Below are 19,635 nucleotides of genomic sequence, written 5' to 3' on the forward strand. Positions count from 1 at the left end.
TCTCAGGCAACCCTAGCGCTATACGTAAAAGGTTCGCATCGTTTATTTGAAGTTACAATCCTTTCACATAAATCCATCTTCAGGTTCACCAACGTCAAAATCTAATACCTTTGTTGCTTCTGATTTAAACCTTGTTATCCAGGAATCCCAATCGCTCTGATTCATCTGGGCATAAAATGACAATCCGCCCGGCTCAACTGATGCTTCAATAAAAACATCATCATCTTCCTGCCCGAACCAATATGGAATCCCGTCTTTATACCCCATCCAACCGGGCATAGACTTGTATATAGCAGCAACTTTACTCCATACTTCATCAGGTAGATGATACCATATATTGAGATTACAATGATGAGAGTTTATGTTATTCATTTACTGGGCACCACTTCTCTTATTGCTGCCTACAATTGTAGGTCAGCGAATCAGTAAGTCGAGTTTGGCAACGACATCTGACAGTATGATCTGTGGTACTTTACAGATGAACACTGCCTGTCGGGATTGCCAATCTAGACTCTTTACTTGATCGGCAAGGATAACCCCTTCGATGGGCAGATCCTGCGGAATGACTACTTCAAACGGGTAGCCCTTTTGTTTAGAAGTTACCGGACAGAGCAAGGAAAGTCCGACCTTACCATTATAGGAAGCAGGAGACACGACCAAGGCCGGACGTTTGCCTGCCTGTTCATGCCCCGTTTGCGGGTTGAACTGCAACCATACCAAGTCGCCTCGATCCGGCACATACCCGCCCGTTACCATACTTCCCGTCCTTGTTGTTCGCCTGTAGAGACCTCATTATGGAGATTTTCCGGGGTGACCTGGGAAAGGATTTCGTCCAGTGTAGCCGACTTCGGCTTGATGATAAGATGTCCATCTTCCACATCAAGATCGACTTCGGAGCCTTCCTCAATACCGACCTTTAGGGCAAGGGATTTCGGTATGCGAATGCCCAAGCTGTTACCCCATTTTCGAACCTGAAACATAGAACCGCCTCCCAGAATGTATAAACAAAGTGTAAACAAAGTATTTTTAGAAGTCAAATCATTGTGGAGAATATATATAAAAAACAGAGGAAAGGCTTGTTGGCTCCGGGCTCATCCCCTTCCCCATTCATCCGATCCTCACTCGTTGAGCGTCTATTCTATTTTCTACTCGGATTTCTACAATCTTGCCAGCTTAATCTCCACGTTCCTCCGCCCCATCCTGCTCCTTGCTTCCAAATTCATCGAGCAGCGCCCGCACTTCACTTGTGGACTTAGTGTTCATTAAGTTGTTTCTTAATTCACTGGCCCCGCGAAATCCGCGGACATATATTTTGAAGAATCGTTGAAGAGGGCTGAACGAACGTGGTTCCTGTACGGAGTATTTATCATAGAGATCCAGATGCAGCCGCAGCAGATCAAGTAATTCCTCACTACTGTGATCCTTCGGCTCCTGCTCAAAAGCAAACGGATTCTGAAAAATACCGCGCCCAATCATAATACCATCCACACCGTACTCTTCAGCGAGCTTAAGACCAGTCTGACGGTCAGGGATATCCCCGTTAATGGTCAGCAGTGTATCTGGTGCCACCTCATCACGGAGTTTCTTAATCTCCGGAATCAGTTCCCAGTGAGCATCTACTTTACTCATTTCCTCTCGTGTGCGCAGATGAATAGACAGATTAACAATGTCTTGCTTCAAAATATGGGTCAACCAGCCGCGCCATTCGTCTAAGTCACTGAAACCGAGTCTTGTTTTCACACTGACAGGCAGTCCCCCGGCTTTGGCAGCCTGGATGATATCCGCTGCGGTGTCCGGACGGCAGATCAGGCCGCTTCCCTTCCCGTTCTGTGCTACATTCGCTACAGGACAACCCATATTAATATCGATGCCCTTGAACCCTTCTTTCGCCATACCGATGCTCATTTGACGGAAGTATTCCGGCTTGTCTCCCCAGATATGTGCTACGATGGGCTGTTCATCCTCTGTAAAAGTCAACCGCCCGCGCACAGCATGGTTCCCCTCCGGGTGACAATAGCTCTCTGTATTCGCAAACTCTGTAAAAAACACGTCCGGTCTGCCCGCTTCACTTACGACATGGCGAAAAACAACATCCGTCACATCTTCCATGGGCGCCAGTATAAAAAAAGGCCGTGGTAAATCACGCCAAAAATTATTTGTCATCTCAAAAACCTCTCTATGAATACGGCATGATAAATCAAAGTATATCATAAAAGAAGGGGCTAACGCCGCCTAACATCTTGAGCCTGTGCAGGAACGTGAACTCCTTTCCACGCTCCTGTATTTTTTTGTTTTATACCTCAGCCTATATGTTTCCGTCAAAAGAAATATAATAAAGCTATGGAGGTGTTGTGCGTGGGAAATACATGGATTGTTCCGGTTGACGCTGAAAAACCGGCTGACGGACGATATAGGAGCGCTAAAGTAAAGGCTGGTGAAAATAAATGAAACGGATATTTTTGGTTGAGGACGATAAGGCAATCGCTAAAAACCTTATACTTTTGCTCCGCTCGGAGGGATTTACAGTCATCCACGCCCCTACGCGGAGTGAAGCCCTTGCCGCACTTGCCGGGAATAAATTCGACTTGGCGCTGATTGATATTTCTTTGCCTGACGGAAATGGCTTTACGGTTTGCACGGAAATCAAAGAAACAGGGGATGTTCCCGTTATCTTTCTGACGGCTTCCGGCGATGAGGCGAGTGTTGTTACCGGGCTGAACATGGGCGCGGACGACTATATCACCAAGCCTTTTCGTCCGCGTGAACTGATTGCGCGAATTGGAACCGCCCTGCGAAAAAGCGGGCGTTCCGGAGCGGATTTTGAAATTCGCGGGCTTCATGTCGATACGGCAAGCGGCGTGGTGAAAAAAAACGGCAACGAGGTTTTTCTTTCAGCATTAGAATACCGCTTGTTGCTGGTGTTTATTAGCAACCCAAAAAGTATTATCACGAGGGGCAAGTTACTTGACGAATTGTGGGACGCGGCGGGCGAGTTTGTCAATGACAATACATTGACCGTGTACATCAAACGCTTGCGGGAGAAGATAGAGAACGACCCGGCAAGCCCGCAAATTATTCTGACCGTTCGCGGGACAGGGTATAGATTGGGGGGCGGGCATGCTTCGGAATAGAGAGTTTCGGCAGTTTGCCATTTTGTTCTCCTTCATGGCCGCCGCCGCTGTAATGCTGGGATTTGCAATAAATGAGGCGGCGGGAATCCTTGCCCTTGCTTCTGCCGCCGCCTTTGGCACAGCGTTTTTCGCGTTTACCAAAGCCCGGTACAAAAGCATTGCGCGGATTTCAAATCAAATCGATCTTGTACTTCATAATGCTGACCATCTGTATATTGGCGAATCGGACGAGGGCGAACTTTCCATTCTGCACAGCGAGATAACAAAAATGATGCTGCGTATTCGGGAGCAAAACGACGCGCTGATAAAAGAAAAAGAACATCTTGCCGATTCGCTTGCCGACATAGCCCACCAGCTCCGAACTCCGCTCACATCCGCGAACCTCATTCTGTCATTGTTAGCGAATAGCCCTGATGAAAACGAGCGGAAAGCATTTGTACGGGAAACAGAGGAATTGCTTGTGCGGATGGATTGGCTGATTACTTCTCTATTGAAATTATCCCGCTTGGACGCAGGCATTGTGGTGTTCCAAAGCGGGCAGATCGATGTAAACAACTTAATATGCGCCGCGCTTCGCCCGTTTCTAATCTCAATGGAACTGCACGATATTGATTTGCAAATGGACGTGCCGAAAGGGGTAATGATTCAGGGCGATTCGGGTTGGCTTTCGGAAGCCATTCAAAATATCCTCAAAAATTGCTTGGAAAGCGCTGGCGAGAACGGGAAGATTGAGATTGTTTGCACGGACAACCCGCTGTTTACCGGGATTGCTATCCACGACAGCGGCGCGGGCTTTGAAAAAGAAGATTTACCCTGCCTGTTTGACAGGTTTTATCGCGGGAAAAACCCAAACGCTACAGGATACGGGATTGGACTTTCTCTCTGCAAGATGATTATAACAAGGCAGGGAGGGACGATTACCGCAAAAAATCACCCGCAGGGCGGTGCGGTATTTGCTATTCGTTTCCCAAAGTGACGAATCTCTCACCTGAAAGTCACAGAGATGTAAGATGAAGGTTCTATTATATGGGTAAACCATGAGAAGGAGACTCACATAATGGAGTTCTTAAAAATTGAAAATCTATGCAAGGTCTACGGCAAGGGCGAAAACCAAGTTACCGCGCTTGACCATGTTTCGCTTACCATCGAAAAGGGGGAGTTTACCGCAATCATCGGCTCCTCCGGCTCCGGCAAATCCACATTGCTTCACATTATCGGCGGTGTGGACGTGCCGACAAGCGGAAAGGTGTATTTGGACGGGCAGGATGTATATGCCCAAAGCAATGAGAAACTCGCCATCTTCCGCAGGCGGCAGGTCGGACTGATTTACCAGTTTCACAACCTCATTCCCACTCTGAATGTGATGGAAAACATCACCTTACCTATACTGATGGACAAGCGGAAGGTCAACGAGGAACGGCTGAATGACTTGTTGGACCTGCTTGGGCTGAAAGACCGGAAAATGCATTTACCCAATCAGCTTTCGGGCGGTCAGCAGCAGCGTGTATCCATAGGACGCGCTTTGATGAATGCCCCGGCGGTCATGCTTGCCGACGAACCCACGGGCAGTTTGGACAGCCGAAATGGACATGAAATTATCAACCTGCTGAAATTAAGCAATCAAAAATATCGGCAGACTCTTCTCATCGTCACGCATGACGAAAATATCGCCCTGCAAGCAGACCGCATTATCGGCATATCAGACGGCAAAGTAGTGCGGGATGAGAGGCAGGTGGCACGGTCATGAACATTTTCAACAAGGTCGCCCTACAAGGACTGAAAAAGAACCGCACACGAACGCTTGTAACGATTATCGGAGTTGTTCTGTCTGCTGCCATGATTACGGCAGTCGCTACCTTTGGCGTATCCCTGCTGAGCTATATGACAAACGGCGCAATTGCAAAATACGGCGATTGGCATGTCGAGTTTTTGGATGTTGATTCCTCTTTCGTACAGGAACGAACCCACGACGATGGAGTTGCAAGCACCGCAACCTTTGAAAATATCGGTTACGCCGCGCTTGGCGGCAGCAAAACCCAGGGAAAGCCGTATCTTTTTCTGGCTGGTTACAGTGAGGAAACCTTGGATGCTCTGCCTGTCACACTGTTTTCCGGCAGGATGCCCGAAAACAGCGGAGAGATTCTTGTTTCGGGGAAAGTCGCAACTGAAGCCGGCGTGAAATTCGCGGTGGGCGACACCGTTTCCCTCACAGTGGGAAGCCGCATGAGCGGCGGCGAAAAGCTCGGTCAGAATGACCCGTACAATGCCCAGAGCGAAACCTTTGTGCCTCAGGGTGAGAAAACCTACAAGATTGTGGGTATTTGTCAAAGACCCCGCTTTGAGGAAACCTCCGCGCCGGGATATACCCTAATCACTAAAACAGATGCCGGGGATAGCACAGATAGCTTCAGCCTGTTTGTCACACTGAAAAACCCGCGCCAGATACATGCTTACATCGACAAAACAGCCGGAGACCATGCGTATTTTTTGAATGATTATGTGCTGCGTTTCATGGGCCTTTCCGACGATAACATGTTCAACAGGCTTCTGTATGCGGTTGGCGGCATTGTGGTCGCCATCATCATGATAGGCTCGATTTTTCTGATTTACAACTCCTTCAACATCTCCCTGAATGAGCGTACACAGCAGTTTGGTATCCTCATGTCGGTGGGAGCCACGGCAAAGCAGCTACGAAATTCAGTGCTGTTTGAGGGACTTTGCATCGGCGCAGTCGGCATACCGATAGGTATACTGGTTGGCATGGGCGGCATCAAACTCGTAATCGACATTGTCGCCAAGACGTTTGGTAACATCCTCTACACTGATGTCCCATTGACCGTGACGGTATCCATTCCCGCAATTATTGCTGCGGCAGCGGTCAGCCTGGTTACGATTCTGATTTCGGCCTATATCCCGGCAAGAAAAGCTGTAAACACGCCTGTGATGGAGTGTATTCGCCAGACGAACGAGGTCAAGGTTGAATCCAATGCTGTTAAAACTTCAAACCTGGCACAGCACATTTACGGTTTGGAAGGAAACCTTGCACTCAAGAATTTTAAGAGAAACAAGAAACGCTATCGCAGCATTGTGCTGTCGCTTGTTTTAAGCGTAGTGCTGTTTATATCAGCCAGTGCTTTTGTGACGGATCTGAAGCTGGCGTTAGGTCAGTCGAAAGAGGTTACGACCTACGACATCGCCTTTGCCGCACGGGACATGGACGACAGCGAAATGCTGCCGCTATATGACAAGATGAAGACCGCTGATGGCGTCTATGCAAGCTCATATCAGGCGCTTGTTACCTATTCAGGCACTGCCAAAGCAAGCGATATGACAGACGATTACTGGGAACATGCACCTTCTTATGCAACGGGCGACACCGTTAAACTGCCCATGCAATTTCAGTTCCTTGATGAAAGCACCTATCTTAGTATTCTTTCAGAGCTGGGTCTGCCGGCAGAGGAATATACCGGGCAAAATGCTAAGCTGATTTCCGTTGCCAAGATTGAAGAGGCGGGCGAGTATGTGGACGTGTTCACAAACTCTGCCATGAATTTTACCATCGTGCCCAAGACAGATGACGGGGCGGAGCCGGAGCAGGGGAAAAACGTCAGCATTACGTTTGTCGATACCGCGCCGCCCGATACACTTCCGATTCTGGATGCCACGGAGCCGACGCCGATCTTTTTCTATGTGATGGCTCCCTATTCGCTCAAAGAGCAGTATGTAACACCTGACACTCATGTGGATATGAAGGGCATGACCTTTCAGTCAGATAGCCCCACGCGGTCGGCAGATGAAATGGAAACGATGATCGAGGGCGCGGGGATCACAGCTGCGTACAATATGTACAATATGAACAGACTGATGGATGAGAGCCGTAATTATATCTTCATTGCCAACGTGTTTGCCTATACTTTTATCATTATGATTTCGCTGATTGCAATTGCCAATGTGTTCAACACCATTTCCACGAACATCAAGCTGCGCCGGCGGGAGCTTGCCATGCTTCGCTCGGTGGGAATGTCGGAACACGATTTCCAGAAGATGATGAATTTCGAGTGTGCCTTTTATGGCATGAGGGCACTGCTCGTCGGGCTTCCCGTAGCGGTGATTTTCTCTTGGCTGATTTATAAAGGGATGTTCATAGGCGGAGCGGACGGTATCGTTTTTGTGCTGCCTTGGGCCAGCATCGGAATCAGCGTGTTCAGCGTTCTCTTTATTGTGTTTGTTACAATGCTGTATGCCATTAGCAAGATCAAAAAGGAAAATATTATTGATGCGCTTCGGGATGATATGACTTGATTCAAAAGCGATATTAAAGTAAAAGGCTGTTCAAAAAGTAGTACATGCCTACTTTTTGAACAGCCTCATTCCCCATGAACGGCGTAGGCTTCCAGCGCATTGAAGTAATCCACAGGTGTATACGCATAAACGATAAGCTGTAGCTTAGAGCCAATAGGTTGTAAAAACAATGCAAAGAAGTGTACTTACGCTGCGAATACGACTATATTTAGGATCGGTTTGTGTATGTCTTCTAAACCTCGTTTTTAAATGTTTTTAGCCTTTCATTGATCTTTTGAGCTTCCTTTTTGTCATTCTTATACGTCAGTAGGTGAACGATAGTGTATACTGCGGCAATTTCCAAAGCCAATAATAGTATACCGAAAGTGCCGTATACGAGATTCAATATGACAGCCAGAGAAATTAATAGGGCTTCCAGAAAAAAGAAATGTAAAATCACTAGGAGGCTCATTTTATTCTCGCTAATCGCATGCGGCGTATATAAAATGATTCCGGTCAAAGTACCCAGAAAAGAGAAAGCCATAATTGTAAAAATCGTCTTTAATTCGAAACTTGCATCAGGATCATAGATTTGCCGCAAAATAGCGATGATTATAATTATGGAGGCGAATACAATTAAGAAATCTCTAATCATTTCTTTTATGAGCTCGGAATACTTCATATAGGTCCCCCTTTTATAATCCAAGCATGTGTTTAAGCATTGGCACATACTGCCGTGATATGACTACCTTTTCCCCGTTATCCAATAATGCTTGAAAGCGGCCGCTGATCGACGGATGAATGCTGGCAATCTTAGCTATATTTAGAATGGTCGATTTGGAGGCTCGAAAACAATGTTTCTCTTTGCAAAGTTCCTCTAGTTCATAAAGCTTTTGTTTGACTTCATGAACGTTGTTCTTACCATACGCAAACACTTTTCCGTCAACAGCTTCAAAATAAAAAACATCACTAAGTTTGATGCGGCTGATCTTATCCTCATGATAACCAAGTATAATGAGCGTTTCGGTTTTTATTTTATCAACGAGCCCATGTATTTCTTCGTCTACTTGGTGACACCTGATGCAGATCTCCTCTTCTTCTGTATGTTCTATTACTTCGATGGAAATTTTGATAGAAAACACCCTCAGAAATTCTAATTTTTTTAAGTTATTCCAGTAACTGAATCGGTGGTAGGACTTGTGTGTCAATCCAATTACCTCTTCTGAATCCTGTTACTTTTTTCGACTTCAAGACCTATAAATCCTTCTATATAGATTGAATTTAAGATTTCCCCATTTTGGCGAGGAAGTAACTACGGTGAATATTTGGACTTCCGGCCGCTGTTGTCCCCAGATTTCTTGATTTAACCCACTATATGTGGTGGAAATCCGGTGACAAAGGCGGTCGCTATCGCTCCTACAGTTCCAAATTTCCCCTCCGTTACTTTTGCCCTTTTGTGTAGTTATTAAATTCATTCTATATAATAGAACTATTTTATCCAAAATTCACCTTAATAATTTCGGACTAAAAAAGAGAGCTATCCAAGGATGCTCTCATCAAAATTTTCTATAAATGAATTTATTACTCTCTCATTTCCTATCCTCTGACATGTCTACACACTCGACGTCAAAAACAAATATAATTAACCATTACATTTTTTCAAAAAAATAGATGTGCTATTGTAATTTTATACAATGATAACGAGGAGAGATCTGCGATTGAATAAAAACTTAAGTATAGCAAAGGAAGCATTAAGTAACTACTCCATAACATGTAAATCGATTGATTTCATTGCACAAAGCGGAAATACGATCTACAAAATCACCGACCTGGATAACAACAGTTATAGCCTCCGATTGCATATATCCAAAGGTGACGCTCTTGAAAGTTTTTGGAGTAAGCAGGAAGTGATCCACTCCGAAATGGTCTGGCTTCACGCCTTAGCCTTAGATACAGATTTAACCCTGCCTTCACCTTACAAGAATACCCGCGGAGAATTCATTACGACCGTAAACAATACAAACTGCACTTTACTACAATGGGTGGAAGGTGAGCAGAAACCTTTTATCCTTACAATAGATGACGCTAAATATATAGGTGAAATGACCGGTAAATTACATAGGCAAGCCTCTAACTGGCAAATCCCAAGTTTATTTGAACGTCCTGCCTTTGATAGTTCCCGTATATTACAATCACTGGGCAAGCTTAAGGAGCGGGCTAATGCAGGTCTGCTTAATACAAGTGATACCGAACTTCTTCAGATTGCAGGTGGGCAGGTAATTACAATGATGAACTCTATTGAGAGAACGTCCGGTAATTGGGGAATGATTCATGCCGATTTGATTCCAAGTAATATTGTGTTTCATGAAAAAGAGGCGCGGCCCATCGATTTTGGCGCTTGCGGATTTGGTTACTATTTGGTTGATTTGGGCTGGACATTCTCATATATACATCCTTCATTCAGAGAACAGTTACTGAAATCATATTCTAAGTATCATTCATTACCAGATAACTATATTGAGCTATTGGAAGGTTTTTTCGTTGCAGCACAGCTTGAGACCATGAATTTCTGGCTGGGTCTGCCCGACTCTCAGGAGTGGTTACCAGACCATATCAGCAAATTAGCCAGTAGAGAAATTAATGCCTATGTAAACAATGAATCGTTTCTCTTCACAGGTGTTCCGTATTGGGAATAACAATTTATACCGTCATGGGGATGGGCTAGTGGGTGTATACAGCGGAATGGATAGAACACGACGGATTACTACATTGCCGCCATAACGGAAAAAGATTGCCCCAAAACGATGAGCAAGCTTGAAATACCAGCTCTTTTATGGGCAATATTTGAGATACCCGGCCCCCCTGCCTGCAGCAATACCAAAGTTGAAATGTTCTCAAACGAAAGCATTAGCATACATAATATCTTTCAACCCTGATGTCAAAAAGGAGCCTAACCGGCTCCTTTTTGACATCAGTTTTTTTGAGTCATCCACGCCACCGACTCCACATGTGCGGGTTTCGTAATTTATTTATTTATTTATTTTGCCGTTTGATTGATAAAATCAACTTCATACTGCCGCTCACCGTATTTTTTTCATTGTCAGTAATATAGGAGTGTTGTTCGATCATGTGTTCAGTTAAAATCAAGGCCGCATTGCCCTGTATATCAAGAATGCGCCAATGATACCCGCCAAATGGCAAGATGAGCCGATATTAAAGTCCCTCATTCTCTTTCTCCTCGTCCCCTTACTTTTTATTCGAATCAGGGCGCCGCGGATTGACCATGCCAAAGATATGATACGGTGTTATCCCATTTGCAAATAGGCTGTCTACCAACTTGACCAATTCTTCCGACGATAGATCTTTGCCGTTGCGTATCCAAAGGCGAAACATAGATATTAATGTTGATATGTAAAACTCAATTATGTATGGTGCTAAAACATCATTTGTTGGAAAGTCCACAATCAATCTCTCAAAGGGAATTTCTCTTTTCAGGCGTTCAACAAAATGAACAGAACCATAGTCGCCCAAGAGGGCTTTAAGAACTGAAATTTCCTCTGCATTTTCCAAGCATTGAAGTGCATCTTGAAAAGTATGTGTAGAAAACTCTCTGCTTGCCATTTCCTCGTTAATGGATTTAAAGACACGCTCTTCAACGCAGTCCAACAACTCATAGATATCCGTAAAGTATTGATAAAATGTACTGCGATTATATCCTGATTGGTTAGCAATCTCTTGAATGGATATTTTTTCAATTGGTTTTCGGCTATATAAATCACAGAATACATTTATAAATGTTTGCCTAGTTTTGTCCGTAATTTCAGGTTGCTTATTCATTATTTGCCTCCATTTTCTGTTCAATCGATTATACGACAGATAATAAAAATCTGATGGTTGATGACCGTATAGTGAATCTATACAATAACATTATACAACACGTTGTTTGATCATCAACAAGGATTAATATATATTTTTAGGAGGCTAATATGAGAATTTTATTCTTCGGTAGAGGTGTAATATCGACCCAATATGCTTGGGCTTTTGAAAAGGCAGGGCATACAGTTGAGTTTTACGTTAGAAAAGGGAGAAAAGAAACCTTCGGAAGCAACATAGAGCTTGAAATGTGGGACGCACGAAGAGGGAAACAGCTAATAAAAGAAAGCTGGAACGTCAAACTGCATGAGGAGATGAGCCCAAATTATGATCTCATTATTGTGAGTGTCAACACGGAACAACTTCCAGAAGCAGCACAATTACTATCGACTGCTGCTGGAAACACCCCTGTCCTAATATTCAATAACGTTTGGCAAGATTTGAAATCATCGATCTCACCATTGTCTATGAACAATGTTGTCTTTGGGTTCCCAGGAGGAGGAGGAGGCATCGCGGACAATAGGCTTAGAGGTGGCTTTTTAAAAATGCTATTTCTGGAAAAACCACGGGTAGGCACTGAACATATTAACAACAAGGTCAAAGAACTATTTGAAAGTGCCCATTTTAAAATTAGTTGGATAAAGGATATGCAAAACTGGCTATGGAATCACTTTGCCATGAATGCGGCTATAGAGACCGAGGTGTTAAAACTGGGAAGTTTTCCAGCACTCATGAATCATAGTGACTCATTCGCAAATGTTGGTAAGAATATGAGGGGAATTATCCCTGTACTTAAAGCAAGAGGTGCAAAGATTGATACGATTTCTCTACTGTTAACTAAGATTCCACCGGCACTTCTCGGCACGCTTTTTAACAAGGTTATTTTTGCAAAGGGCAGCTTACCACGACTTTTCATCGAATACAACAATAGTAAAGCAGGTTTTGCGGTACTTGAAGTTGTGAGAGAAGCAAAAAAGTTAGGTATACCTTTACCACGTCTTACTTTGGCATTTGAAAACACTGAACAACACAAAGCTATTGAAAATTCCATATCATAAAAATTCCCAGGATTCTCTGTCATCATGCGGATAATTTTGGCCTTAGATTCTATTTTGCTCCAAGCCTTTCCTTCATTGAGCTTAGCTTTTGATTATCGTGGTAAGCACCTGCCCGTATCACAGCGTTAATACCATAAAGATTTTGTACGCTTTCTATGGGGTTGGCGTCCAGAAGGACCAAATCGGTGTTTTTGCCGATATCCACAGTCCCCATATCATTCATCCGGTCCAGAAATCCAGCCCCGTTCAGGGTTGTCATCTGAAGAACATGAAGCGGCGGGATACCGGCCTTCTCCAACTCGTCTTCGATATCTTAATTTATTTGTAGAATCCGATTGTTCTTCTAAAGAGTAAGCCAAAATTTGTGATACATTAGGACTCATTCAGGTAAATGTGGCTCCAAATCACTACTCCCTCACCAACAACACACAGCATTCCACATGCACCGTATGCGGGAACATATCCACCGGAGTTACCTCCACTGTTCTGTACCCGCCATCCTCCAATACCCGCAAATCCCTCGCCAGTGTCGATGGATTACAAGACACATACACCACCCGCTCCGGCTTCATTGCCAGAATCGTATCCAACAGGCGCGGGTCGCAGCCTTTACGCGGCGGATCTACGACGATGACGTCCGGCGTGACGCCCTGCTCTTTCCAGTTCGGGATCACGTCCTCTGAGGCACCTACCTCGAACACTACGTTGTTCATATTGTTAAGCCGTGCGTTCGCACGCGCGTCCTCAATAGCTTCAGGCACTATCTCTACGCCGTACACTTTAGACGCGTGCTGCGCCAGGAACAATGAGATTGTCCCGATACCACAATAGGCATCGATTACAGTCTCCTTGCCTGTCAGACCGGCATATTCTACCGTTTTACTGTACAGCACCTCAGTCTGTGCCGGATTCACCTGATAGAACGAACGGGCGGAGATGGCGAACTGCACATCGCCGATGTAATCGTAGATGACGTCGGTGCCCCATAAGACACGGGTCTCATCTCCGAAAATGACATTTGTCTTCTGCGTATTGATGTTCTGGCAGATGCTTGCCACAGCCGGCAGCTGTTCGCGGATGCTGCCGAGCCAGGCGTCAAGATGCGGGATCTCGCGGCCGTTCGTGACCAGTACCAGCATCATCTGCCCGGTGCGGAAGGCTTTCTTCACGACGACGTGGCGCAGCAGGCCGCGTCCAGTCTCTTCGTTGTAGGCGGAGATGCCCAGCTCTCTGCCTATGCGTTTCACTGCGGCAACGACGTCGTCGTTATGCTCATGCTGGATCAGACAGGTCTCCATGTCTACGATCCGGTGACTGCCGCGGGCATAGAATCCGCCGACCAGTCCGCCTTCGGTGACGCCGATCGGCACCTGAGCCTTGTTGCGGTAACGCCAAGGCTCGTCCATGCCCAGGGTTGGCCGGACGATAATACCGTCAGCCTGGCCACCCGCAGCACCTGCACTGGCCAAACTCTCGCCCTCAGTCGCCCCACTTTCCACACCCGCCGAATCACCAGCGTTCCCAGCAGCTGCGCCTCTGCCCGGCGCACCCGCCACCTGCAGCTTCCCAATCCGCTGCAGGTTGTCCACCACCAGCTGGCGTTTCCACGCCAGCTGGGCGGTGTAATCCATATGCTGCAGCTGACAGCCGCCGCATTGGTCATAGATGGCGCAGGGCGGCGCGATGCGGTCGCTGCTGGCCTGCACAAGCTCCAGAAGCTTGGCGTAGCCATACTGCTTCTTCGTCTTTAGCACCTTCGCCCGGACCTTCTCACCGGGGAGAGCGCCCTGCACAAATAGGGTAAAGCCCTCTACGCGGCCTACCCCTTCGCCTTCATGGGTCATGCCGATGATATCGAGCATAACCTCGTCATTCTTATTCACTGGCAGTCCGGCGACAGGCGCCGTGCCTTCCCGGCGGCTTGCGCTGCGTCCACTGCGGTGTTTACTCATATCTATAGGTTCACTTCTTTCATTATCTTCGCTTTTGCAATAAAAGTGCAGGCTAGCCTTACAGCCACCTGCACTTCCCTTCATTTAACTGCCTCAAGGCTTCTGCGCAAAAATCCGCAAATGCTGCGGCAGGATCTGGAATTTACCTGGCAGCGTACCGCCGAGTTCACCATCCAGATTAAGCTGGACATACCCCGGGGAAGTGACTTCCATGGCATCGGTACGGAAATAAACGACCTTCTTATCCTGCAAATGCTCACCGCGGATCGCCAAAGTCACGAGACGGATGAACTCTGCAAGGTTGCATTTCTTAACAGCAATGACGTCGAACAGCCCATCGTCAATGCTTGCATCCGGGGCAAGCTTCTCAAAGCCGCCTACCGAATTGGTGTTGGCGATCAGGAACAGCATGAATTCGTCATGAATCAGCTCCTGGCCATTGGCACGGATGTATAGCTCCTGCGGTGAGAGACTGGCCATTTTCTCAATACCCTTCAGGTAATAAGCAAGCTGGCCCATCATCGTCTTAAGTCTGCTTGGAACCTCGTATGTCAGCTCGGTCAGGCTGCCGCCGCCGGCTATATTAATGAAGTAACGGTCATTGGCTTTGCCGAGGTCAATCAGGCGCGACTCCTGGCGAAGAATCAGATCACAAGAATCCTCCCAGTTCTTCGGAATACCCATAGCCCGGGCAAAATCATTGGTTGTACCCAGCGGCAATACGCCAAGCGGGGGAAGATTCGGTCTCTCCGCCATGCCGTTGATTACCTCATTTAATGTGCCGTCGCCGCCGGCCGCTATGATCAGATCATAAGTTCCGCGTTCGACCGCATCAATTGTGGCTGCCGTAGCATCGCCCTCACCGGTTGTTGCGTGACATGAGGTTTCGATGCCGCCAATATCCAGCCGGTCCAAAATGTCGGCGAGCCGCTTTTTCATTTCTTCCCGTCCAGAAGTCGGATTATAAATCAGTCTCGCAGTTTTCATTACCGGAACGCCACCTGTTTTTATAATAGATAACCTATCTGATTATACCCAATTCTGCACCCCACAAGCAATGCCAGAGCCTGAGCAAGAATATATTTTACTTATTGCAATGACATCAAATCAGCAGCAGCAGCAGAAAAGTATAAATATATGTATGCGGCAGCCACCGAAAAAAACACAATAGAAACGCGATCTTTTCAAAGTTAGCGGCTTTAGCGGCTACATCAGTCCGATGATATTTATACCTGCGCCCGCAGCTTCACGAGCATCGTATTTACCTGCTCTTCGATCCAGTGCGGCAGCATCGGATGAGGCAGCAGTGTCCGTCCCGAATAAGCATACTTTAATCCCTGAAGTCTCTCCGGAATGACTACCTTGGTGAAATAGCCTTCACTTAAAAAGAGCGGAGCCACCAGTACATCATAGCCCTGCTCCTGCCAATATTCCGTCCGGCTTCTGATACTGTCCGGGTTCAGCAGGCCGTAATCGGCCGCCGCCACTCCGCTCACAGTGCGCACACGTTCCGCCAGTGAGGAAATGCCCTGCTCCCAGCGCTGGCGGAAGCCGTCATGCTTGCTGCCGTGTCCCACGAGCAGAATCGTCTCCCGCTGCGGGTTAGCGGACAGCTCACGGACCTTGTCCCAGATCATGACCGCAATATCCGGATCATCATCGACGGGGTAGCCGAAATGGATACGCGCATTAACCGTAAAGCGTTCAAGATCTGTTTCACGTTCAGGGGCAGCTTTGGCGCCGAGTGCATACTCTATTTCATCAATATGCGTACTTCCCGAAGACACAAACAAGGGGATCACAATAATATCTGTGACCCCTGCATGTTCCAATTCATTTATACCATCCTGTATCAGACAGCCCTCTACCAGCTCCAAAAAAGAAACCGCCACAGGCAGCTCCTTCTCCAGTGATAAATGGCCGACGGCTTCTTCAACAATCGAAACCCATGTCTTATCCCGTGAGCCGTGACTAATAATGAGTACGCCCGGCTTCATCAATTATCGTCCCAGACGTTCCAGTGTAAGCTTATACCCGTCATTGCCGTAATTCAGGCAGCGTTTCACACGGGAAATAGTCGCTGTGCTTGCGCCAGTCTCTGCTTCAATCTGATTATAAGTAGAGCCTTTACCCAGCATCCGCGCAACTTCCAGACGCTGTGATAGCGATTGGATTTCGTTTACTGTGCAAAGATCATCAAAGAAAACATAACATTCTTCCATATTTTTCAATGTTAAAATAGCCTCAAATAATTGGTCAATACTTTTATCGTTTAGCTTCTTAAGCTGCATCGTAGATCATCCCCTAAAAGTTTGGTCAGCATTAGCATCATTGAATAAGCATCGTACAAAACTGACATTAAATACATAATTTAATATGACTATCTTGCCTCTACTATATTGTACTGGAGCAGTTTTTTCAAGCATTAACGGTTTCACGCTGTAAAGAACGAAAATCATGGACAAACGTCCACCCCAGGCGCACACAATTTATGTATTCGACAGTCTTCATTCAAAATCCTTATAGGATTACCGCCTTAATTATAGTACTACATAAGCACCGAAAATCAAGCATAGACACGGTTTCTTCACTTCCCGTCCTTCCTTGTAGGCATTCGCCCTTTTCCGCTGCTATCCCGGTAACCCGGGCATTCGTCTATACCTTATGTTCGCCCATGACATACAGTATAGCAAACCACTAACGAAGGATTGTGATGTTATGCCTCATCATTACTATAATCATTCCCGCCGGGATGGGCGTTCGCTGGCCGGGCCGTACACGTCTTCCCCCTATCCCGGTATCACTTCATATGCGCCGCCTGTTCCCGTGGAAACCGGATTGCTTCCTGCCCTTGGAGCGGAAGCTGCCGAAACAGCGCTTGCCCTGCCTGCCGCTGAAGCCGCCACCGCCAAAGCAGGCGGATTGCTAGGCAGTCTCGGCGGACTCGGCAATCTCGCGAATATGGAGCAGCTCAAAGGTATCGTCGACCGGCTGGGCGGAATTGACGGCATCGTGAGCTCCATGGGCAAGGTGCAGAAGATGATGCAGGGTTTTCAGCAAATGGCCCCTATGGTTAAGCTCGTAATGGGAAGCTTCGGAAAAGGCAAAAAAAGCGGGGCAGGCGCGCTCGCAGCGGAAGAGGATGCCGCTCTGTACAGCCCCAAACGGCGTAAAAAAAGACGCTCCGCTCCGAAGCGCCGCAATTCCCCGCCCAAGAACCGTAAAAAAACGGCTCCTGCCTCCAGTAAACGCCGCCGCACTTAAGCGGTGGCGTTTACGCTTCCTTTACTTAAACCATCCGCTCCGCCGGAACCATCTGAACATCCCCACTCCGAGCAACAGCATTAGCAGCAGCACCAAGGGATAACCGTACGTCCAGTGGAGCTCCGGCATCACCTGGAAGTTCATCCCGTATATCCCGGCAATCAGGGTCAGCGGCATGAATACGGTAGTAATTACCGTGAGAGTCTTCATGATGGAATTCATCCGGTTGGAGTTAAGCGAAATATAGCTGTCGCGCAGATCAGCGGTCATTTCCCGGTCCACCTCGATCATATCGGTCAGCTTCAACAGATGATCATAGATATCGCCAAAATAAATCCGTTCCTCTCCATTGCTCTGCACATGCTGCGAATTGAGGATCCGGTACATCAGGTCGCGCATCGGCACAATCGTCCGGCGCAGCTTAAGCAGCCGTCCGCGCACATTGAAGACCTGGCTCATAAGCTCTTCCACTGACTCGCTGCCGCCGCTGCTTTCCAGATCGGCCAATTCATCTTCAAGGCTGTACAGGCTAGGAAAATACTTATCGACCAGCTTGTCCATTACGGTGTAGGCTGCCGCAATTGGACCGCCCGACCAGCCTTTGCGGCTGTGAATCTCCGATTGCACCGAAGCCCAGGCCTCATCCATCTCCGACTTCTCCTGATGGTGATAGGACACGAGAAAGTTTTTGCTCAGAAACAGGTCGACCTCTTCCGCCTCCAGCGTGCGCTCATTGAGCGCATGCAGCACAAAAAACTGCACATCCTCGTAATAATCCAGCTTCGGCCGCTGCAAGATATGCATACAATCCTCAATTGCCAAGGGATGAAAATGAAAATAGGTGTCCAGCAGCAGGGACTCCTCCGCCGTAGGCATAGCAAAATCCGCCCATATCCAGGCATAATCAGCGATCACTATATTTTGCAGTGCCAGCCCAGTCTGCACTTCACCCTGATGTGTTATCACTAATGTACGTATCATAAATGAATCCTCCGTTTGTTCCTACTTACGCCTTTCAGCAGCTTCATGTTACCATTGTACCGCATGAGGCATCCCCAGCCCAAATGTTGATGTGAAGCCTACCCTGCTTACATCTCTGCGCAAAAAAATAACCACCAGCCTGCTGTTCAGCAGTTCCGGAGGTCCCATGATCCTACATCTATAGTTGCACCTTAGCGGCCCATGCCGTCCAGCAGTTCCAGATGCAGCACTTGCAGAAATTTCTTGATATTCACCTTAACCTTGCCGGAATCCCGGCCCTGCTCGATCTCTCTCATCTTCAGCCGCACCTCCTCAAAATCAAAATAAAGCGGCGCGTAATATTCGAACTTGGGATTCCCGTAATCTGTCAGTCCAATGGAGGCCAGATTCGTCAGTCCCGCAGACAACGCGCGGCGCAATCGCTGTTCAATCGCTTTCACCTCTTTCGCTGCTTCGGCGGGAACGGTTTTATAGCTGGCTGCAGCCATTTCGTAAAGTTCCTTAAGCGGTGGCAGACTTCCGCGGTTACTGTGCGTTGCGGCCAGCTCCATCATCGTGATAATATCGCGGCTTCCGCTTTCGGACACCATGCCCATATTCATCAGAATCGGCTGAATGATCTCCCGTACGGAACGTTTACTGATCTGCACCGGAGGCAGTCCGAACTGCAGTCCCTCCAGCTTGCTGAGGCTAGATTTGATCTCATCCAGGTAGCGGTTAATCGCATAACGCTCGTTCACCTTATACAGCACGGCCTCCACTTCGATCTTATTGATCGGTTTGCGGATGAAGAACTCGATTCCGCTGCGGTAAGCGCGGCCTACCATGTCACTGTTTTCAATCTGCGAGATCATCACGAATTTGGAGCGGCAGCCCTGGGCTTGCAGCGAGATAATTGTCTCGATCCCATCCTGATCCGGCATGAGCAGATCCATCAGCACGATGTCCGGACATTCACTTAAGATCAGCCGTACCCCGTCCTGCCCGCATTCCGCCGTACCCGCCACTTCGCCAAGCCCGCTATCCTCAATGATATGCTGCAGCATTCTTCTGGCGGCCGCATCGTCATCCACTATACAGAAAGAAAGCGGCATC

General features: G+C 47.3%; 21 protein-coding genes. 7 read left to right on the forward strand and 14 right to left on the reverse strand.

All coding sequences use genetic code 11. From position 1 onward, the window contains the following. Positions 1-63: 63 nt before the first annotated feature. From ACAN56_RS25510 to ACAN56_RS25525, 4 genes are all read right to left on the reverse strand, one after another. Positions 64-372 carry a hypothetical protein gene (locus ACAN56_RS25510; protein WP_341377258.1) on the reverse strand — a complete coding sequence of 103 codons (309 nt, stop codon included), beginning with the start codon at positions 370-372 and terminating at the stop codon, positions 64-66. A 42-nt stretch (positions 373-414) separates the two neighbouring features. Continuing rightward, a complete protein-coding gene (gene mazF / locus ACAN56_RS25515) occupies positions 415-756 on the reverse strand; it encodes an endoribonuclease MazF (RefSeq protein WP_379146283.1) in 342 nt (113 codons plus the stop codon). After that, the gene (locus tag ACAN56_RS25520) at positions 750-980 is read right to left on the reverse strand and encodes an AbrB/MazE/SpoVT family DNA-binding domain-containing protein (RefSeq protein ID WP_038585771.1); all 231 of its coding nucleotides are present in this window, start codon (positions 978-980) and stop codon (positions 750-752) included. The genes mazF and ACAN56_RS25520 overlap by 7 nt, the downstream gene beginning before the upstream one ends. Positions 981-1,173: 193 nt before the next feature. Further along, a complete protein-coding gene (locus ACAN56_RS25525) occupies positions 1,174-2,163 on the reverse strand; it encodes a tRNA dihydrouridine synthase (RefSeq protein ID WP_379146286.1) in 990 nt (329 codons plus the stop codon). A 281-nt stretch (positions 2,164-2,444) separates the two neighbouring features. Here ACAN56_RS25525 and ACAN56_RS25530 point away from each other — a divergent pair, with 281 nt between their 5' ends. The 4 genes from ACAN56_RS25530 (at position 2,445) to ACAN56_RS25545 (ending at position 7,433) form a co-directional block, all read left to right on the forward strand. Then, positions 2,445-3,131: a response regulator transcription factor gene (locus ACAN56_RS25530; protein ID WP_342438309.1), complete on the forward strand. Its 687-nt coding sequence runs from the start codon at positions 2,445-2,447 to the stop codon at positions 3,129-3,131. Next, complete coding sequence (locus tag ACAN56_RS25535) at positions 3,118-4,107, forward strand: sensor histidine kinase (protein ID WP_379146289.1); 990 nt, start codon at positions 3,118-3,120, stop codon at positions 4,105-4,107. Before ACAN56_RS25530 ends, ACAN56_RS25535 begins: the two co-directional genes overlap by 14 nt. Positions 4,108-4,188: 81 nt before the next feature. Then, the gene (locus ACAN56_RS25540; RefSeq protein ID WP_038585755.1) at positions 4,189-4,878 is read left to right on the forward strand and encodes an ABC transporter ATP-binding protein; all 690 of its coding nucleotides are present in this window, start codon (positions 4,189-4,191) and stop codon (positions 4,876-4,878) included. Beyond that, entirely contained in the window at positions 4,875-7,433 is a 2,559-nt protein-coding gene (locus tag ACAN56_RS25545; RefSeq protein ID WP_379146291.1) for an ABC transporter permease, read from the forward strand. The genes ACAN56_RS25540 and ACAN56_RS25545 overlap by 4 nt, the downstream gene beginning before the upstream one ends. A gap of 232 nt (positions 7,434-7,665) precedes the next feature. Here ACAN56_RS25545 and ACAN56_RS25550 read toward each other — a convergent pair whose 3' ends face one another. Both ACAN56_RS25550 and ACAN56_RS25555 read right to left on the reverse strand, forming a co-directional pair. Beyond that, positions 7,666-8,094 (reverse strand): DUF3021 family protein, encoded by a 429-nt coding sequence (locus tag ACAN56_RS25550; protein WP_379146293.1) that lies wholly within the window; start codon positions 8,092-8,094, stop codon positions 7,666-7,668. 13 nt (positions 8,095-8,107) lie between these two features. Beyond that, the gene (locus tag ACAN56_RS25555; RefSeq protein WP_379146296.1) at positions 8,108-8,620 is read right to left on the reverse strand and encodes a LytTR family DNA-binding domain-containing protein; all 513 of its coding nucleotides are present in this window, start codon (positions 8,618-8,620) and stop codon (positions 8,108-8,110) included. 510 nt (positions 8,621-9,130) lie between these two features. Here ACAN56_RS25555 and ACAN56_RS25560 point away from each other — a divergent pair. Then, the gene (locus ACAN56_RS25560; protein ID WP_379146298.1) at positions 9,131-10,108 is read left to right on the forward strand and encodes a phosphotransferase enzyme family protein; all 978 of its coding nucleotides are present in this window, start codon (positions 9,131-9,133) and stop codon (positions 10,106-10,108) included. A gap of 550 nt (positions 10,109-10,658) precedes the next feature. Here ACAN56_RS25560 and ACAN56_RS25565 read toward each other — a convergent pair. Further along, on the reverse strand, positions 10,659-11,249 hold the full coding sequence (locus ACAN56_RS25565) for a TetR/AcrR family transcriptional regulator (protein WP_379146300.1): 591 nt from the start codon (positions 11,247-11,249) through the stop codon (positions 10,659-10,661). A 149-nt stretch (positions 11,250-11,398) separates the two neighbouring features. Between ACAN56_RS25565 and ACAN56_RS25570 the strand changes: the two genes are divergently transcribed. Then, on the forward strand, positions 11,399-12,343 hold the full coding sequence (locus tag ACAN56_RS25570) for a ketopantoate reductase family protein (RefSeq protein ID WP_379146302.1): 945 nt from the start codon (positions 11,399-11,401) through the stop codon (positions 12,341-12,343). A gap of 49 nt (positions 12,344-12,392) precedes the next feature. On the opposite strand, the gene ACAN56_RS25575 is transcribed toward ACAN56_RS25570, so the two are convergent. The 5 genes from ACAN56_RS25575 to ACAN56_RS25595 form a co-directional block, all read right to left on the reverse strand. After that, entirely contained in the window at positions 12,393-12,641 is a 249-nt protein-coding gene (locus ACAN56_RS25575) for an amidohydrolase family protein (protein WP_076110188.1), read from the reverse strand. A gap of 109 nt (positions 12,642-12,750) precedes the next feature. Beyond that, positions 12,751-14,295, reverse strand: a complete 1,545-nt coding sequence (gene rlmD / locus ACAN56_RS25580) for a 23S rRNA (uracil(1939)-C(5))-methyltransferase RlmD (RefSeq protein WP_379146305.1) — start codon at positions 14,293-14,295, stop codon at positions 12,751-12,753. Positions 14,296-14,388: 93 nt separating this feature from the next. Continuing rightward, positions 14,389-15,282, reverse strand: a complete 894-nt coding sequence (locus tag ACAN56_RS25585; RefSeq protein ID WP_038585736.1) for a diacylglycerol kinase — start codon at positions 15,280-15,282, stop codon at positions 14,389-14,391. Positions 15,283-15,521: 239 nt separating this feature from the next. Further along, on the reverse strand, positions 15,522-16,292 hold the full coding sequence (locus tag ACAN56_RS25590; RefSeq protein WP_379146308.1) for a sirohydrochlorin chelatase: 771 nt from the start codon (positions 16,290-16,292) through the stop codon (positions 15,522-15,524). 3 nt (positions 16,293-16,295) lie between these two features. Continuing rightward, positions 16,296-16,586 (reverse strand): YerC/YecD family TrpR-related protein, encoded by a 291-nt coding sequence (locus ACAN56_RS25595; protein ID WP_019913624.1) that lies wholly within the window; start codon positions 16,584-16,586, stop codon positions 16,296-16,298. Between the two features lie 427 nt (positions 16,587-17,013). Here ACAN56_RS25595 and ACAN56_RS25600 point away from each other — a divergent pair, with 427 nt between their 5' ends. Continuing rightward, complete coding sequence (locus ACAN56_RS25600; protein WP_379146312.1) at positions 17,014-17,559, forward strand: tyrosine protein kinase; 546 nt, start codon at positions 17,014-17,016, stop codon at positions 17,557-17,559. A gap of 21 nt (positions 17,560-17,580) precedes the next feature. On the opposite strand, the gene corA is transcribed toward ACAN56_RS25600, so the two are convergent. Together corA and ACAN56_RS25610 are read right to left on the reverse strand one after the other, a co-directional pair. Beyond that, on the reverse strand, positions 17,581-18,540 hold the full coding sequence (gene corA / locus ACAN56_RS25605) for a magnesium/cobalt transporter CorA (protein ID WP_379146315.1): 960 nt from the start codon (positions 18,538-18,540) through the stop codon (positions 17,581-17,583). A gap of 191 nt (positions 18,541-18,731) precedes the next feature. Continuing rightward, positions 18,732-19,634, reverse strand: coding sequence for a response regulator (locus ACAN56_RS25610; protein ID WP_342438295.1), 903 nt, complete (start codon positions 19,632-19,634; stop codon positions 18,732-18,734). Between the last annotated feature and the right edge of the window lies 1 nt (position 19,635).

This window comes from Paenibacillus paludis, from assembly GCF_042610515.1.
Lineage (GTDB): Bacteria > Bacillota > Bacilli > Paenibacillales > Paenibacillaceae > Paenibacillus_AQ.

What these genes read in the sequence shown, in the direction of transcription:
- ACAN56_RS25510 (WP_341377258.1), bottom strand. Translation starts at nt 372, where the DNA reads ATGAATAACATAAACTCTCATCATTGTAATCTCAATATATGGTATCAT.
- mazF (WP_379146283.1), bottom strand. Translation starts at nt 756, where the DNA reads ATGGTAACGGGCGGGTATGTGCCGGATCGAGGCGACTTGGTATGGTTG.
- ACAN56_RS25520 (WP_038585771.1), bottom strand. Translation starts at nt 980, where the DNA reads ATGTTTCAGGTTCGAAAATGGGGTAACAGCTTGGGCATTCGCATACCG.
- ACAN56_RS25525 (WP_379146286.1), bottom strand. Translation starts at nt 2,163, where the DNA reads ATGACAAATAATTTTTGGCGTGATTTACCACGGCCTTTTTTTATACTG.
- ACAN56_RS25530 (WP_342438309.1), top strand. Translation starts at nt 2,445, where the DNA reads ATGAAACGGATATTTTTGGTTGAGGACGATAAGGCAATCGCTAAAAAC.
- ACAN56_RS25535 (WP_379146289.1), top strand. Translation starts at nt 3,118, where the DNA reads ATGCTTCGGAATAGAGAGTTTCGGCAGTTTGCCATTTTGTTCTCCTTC.
- ACAN56_RS25540 (WP_038585755.1), top strand. Translation starts at nt 4,189, where the DNA reads ATGGAGTTCTTAAAAATTGAAAATCTATGCAAGGTCTACGGCAAGGGC.
- ACAN56_RS25545 (WP_379146291.1), top strand. Translation starts at nt 4,875, where the DNA reads ATGAACATTTTCAACAAGGTCGCCCTACAAGGACTGAAAAAGAACCGC.
- ACAN56_RS25550 (WP_379146293.1), bottom strand. Translation starts at nt 8,094, where the DNA reads ATGAAGTATTCCGAGCTCATAAAAGAAATGATTAGAGATTTCTTAATT.
- ACAN56_RS25565 (WP_379146300.1), bottom strand. Translation starts at nt 11,249, where the DNA reads ATGAATAAGCAACCTGAAATTACGGACAAAACTAGGCAAACATTTATA.
- ACAN56_RS25570 (WP_379146302.1), top strand. Translation starts at nt 11,399, where the DNA reads ATGAGAATTTTATTCTTCGGTAGAGGTGTAATATCGACCCAATATGCT.
- rlmD (WP_379146305.1), bottom strand. Translation starts at nt 14,295, where the DNA reads ATGAGTAAACACCGCAGTGGACGCAGCGCAAGCCGCCGGGAAGGCACG.
- ACAN56_RS25585 (WP_038585736.1), bottom strand. Translation starts at nt 15,282, where the DNA reads ATGAAAACTGCGAGACTGATTTATAATCCGACTTCTGGACGGGAAGAA.
- ACAN56_RS25590 (WP_379146308.1), bottom strand. Translation starts at nt 16,292, where the DNA reads ATGAAGCCGGGCGTACTCATTATTAGTCACGGCTCACGGGATAAGACA.
- ACAN56_RS25595 (WP_019913624.1), bottom strand. Translation starts at nt 16,586, where the DNA reads ATGCAGCTTAAGAAGCTAAACGATAAAAGTATTGACCAATTATTTGAG.
- ACAN56_RS25600 (WP_379146312.1), top strand. Translation starts at nt 17,014, where the DNA reads ATGCCTCATCATTACTATAATCATTCCCGCCGGGATGGGCGTTCGCTG.
- corA (WP_379146315.1), bottom strand. Translation starts at nt 18,540, where the DNA reads ATGATACGTACATTAGTGATAACACATCAGGGTGAAGTGCAGACTGGG.
- ACAN56_RS25610 (WP_342438295.1), bottom strand. Translation starts at nt 19,634, where the DNA reads ATGCCGCTTTCTTTCTGTATAGTGGATGACGATGCGGCCGCCAGAAGA.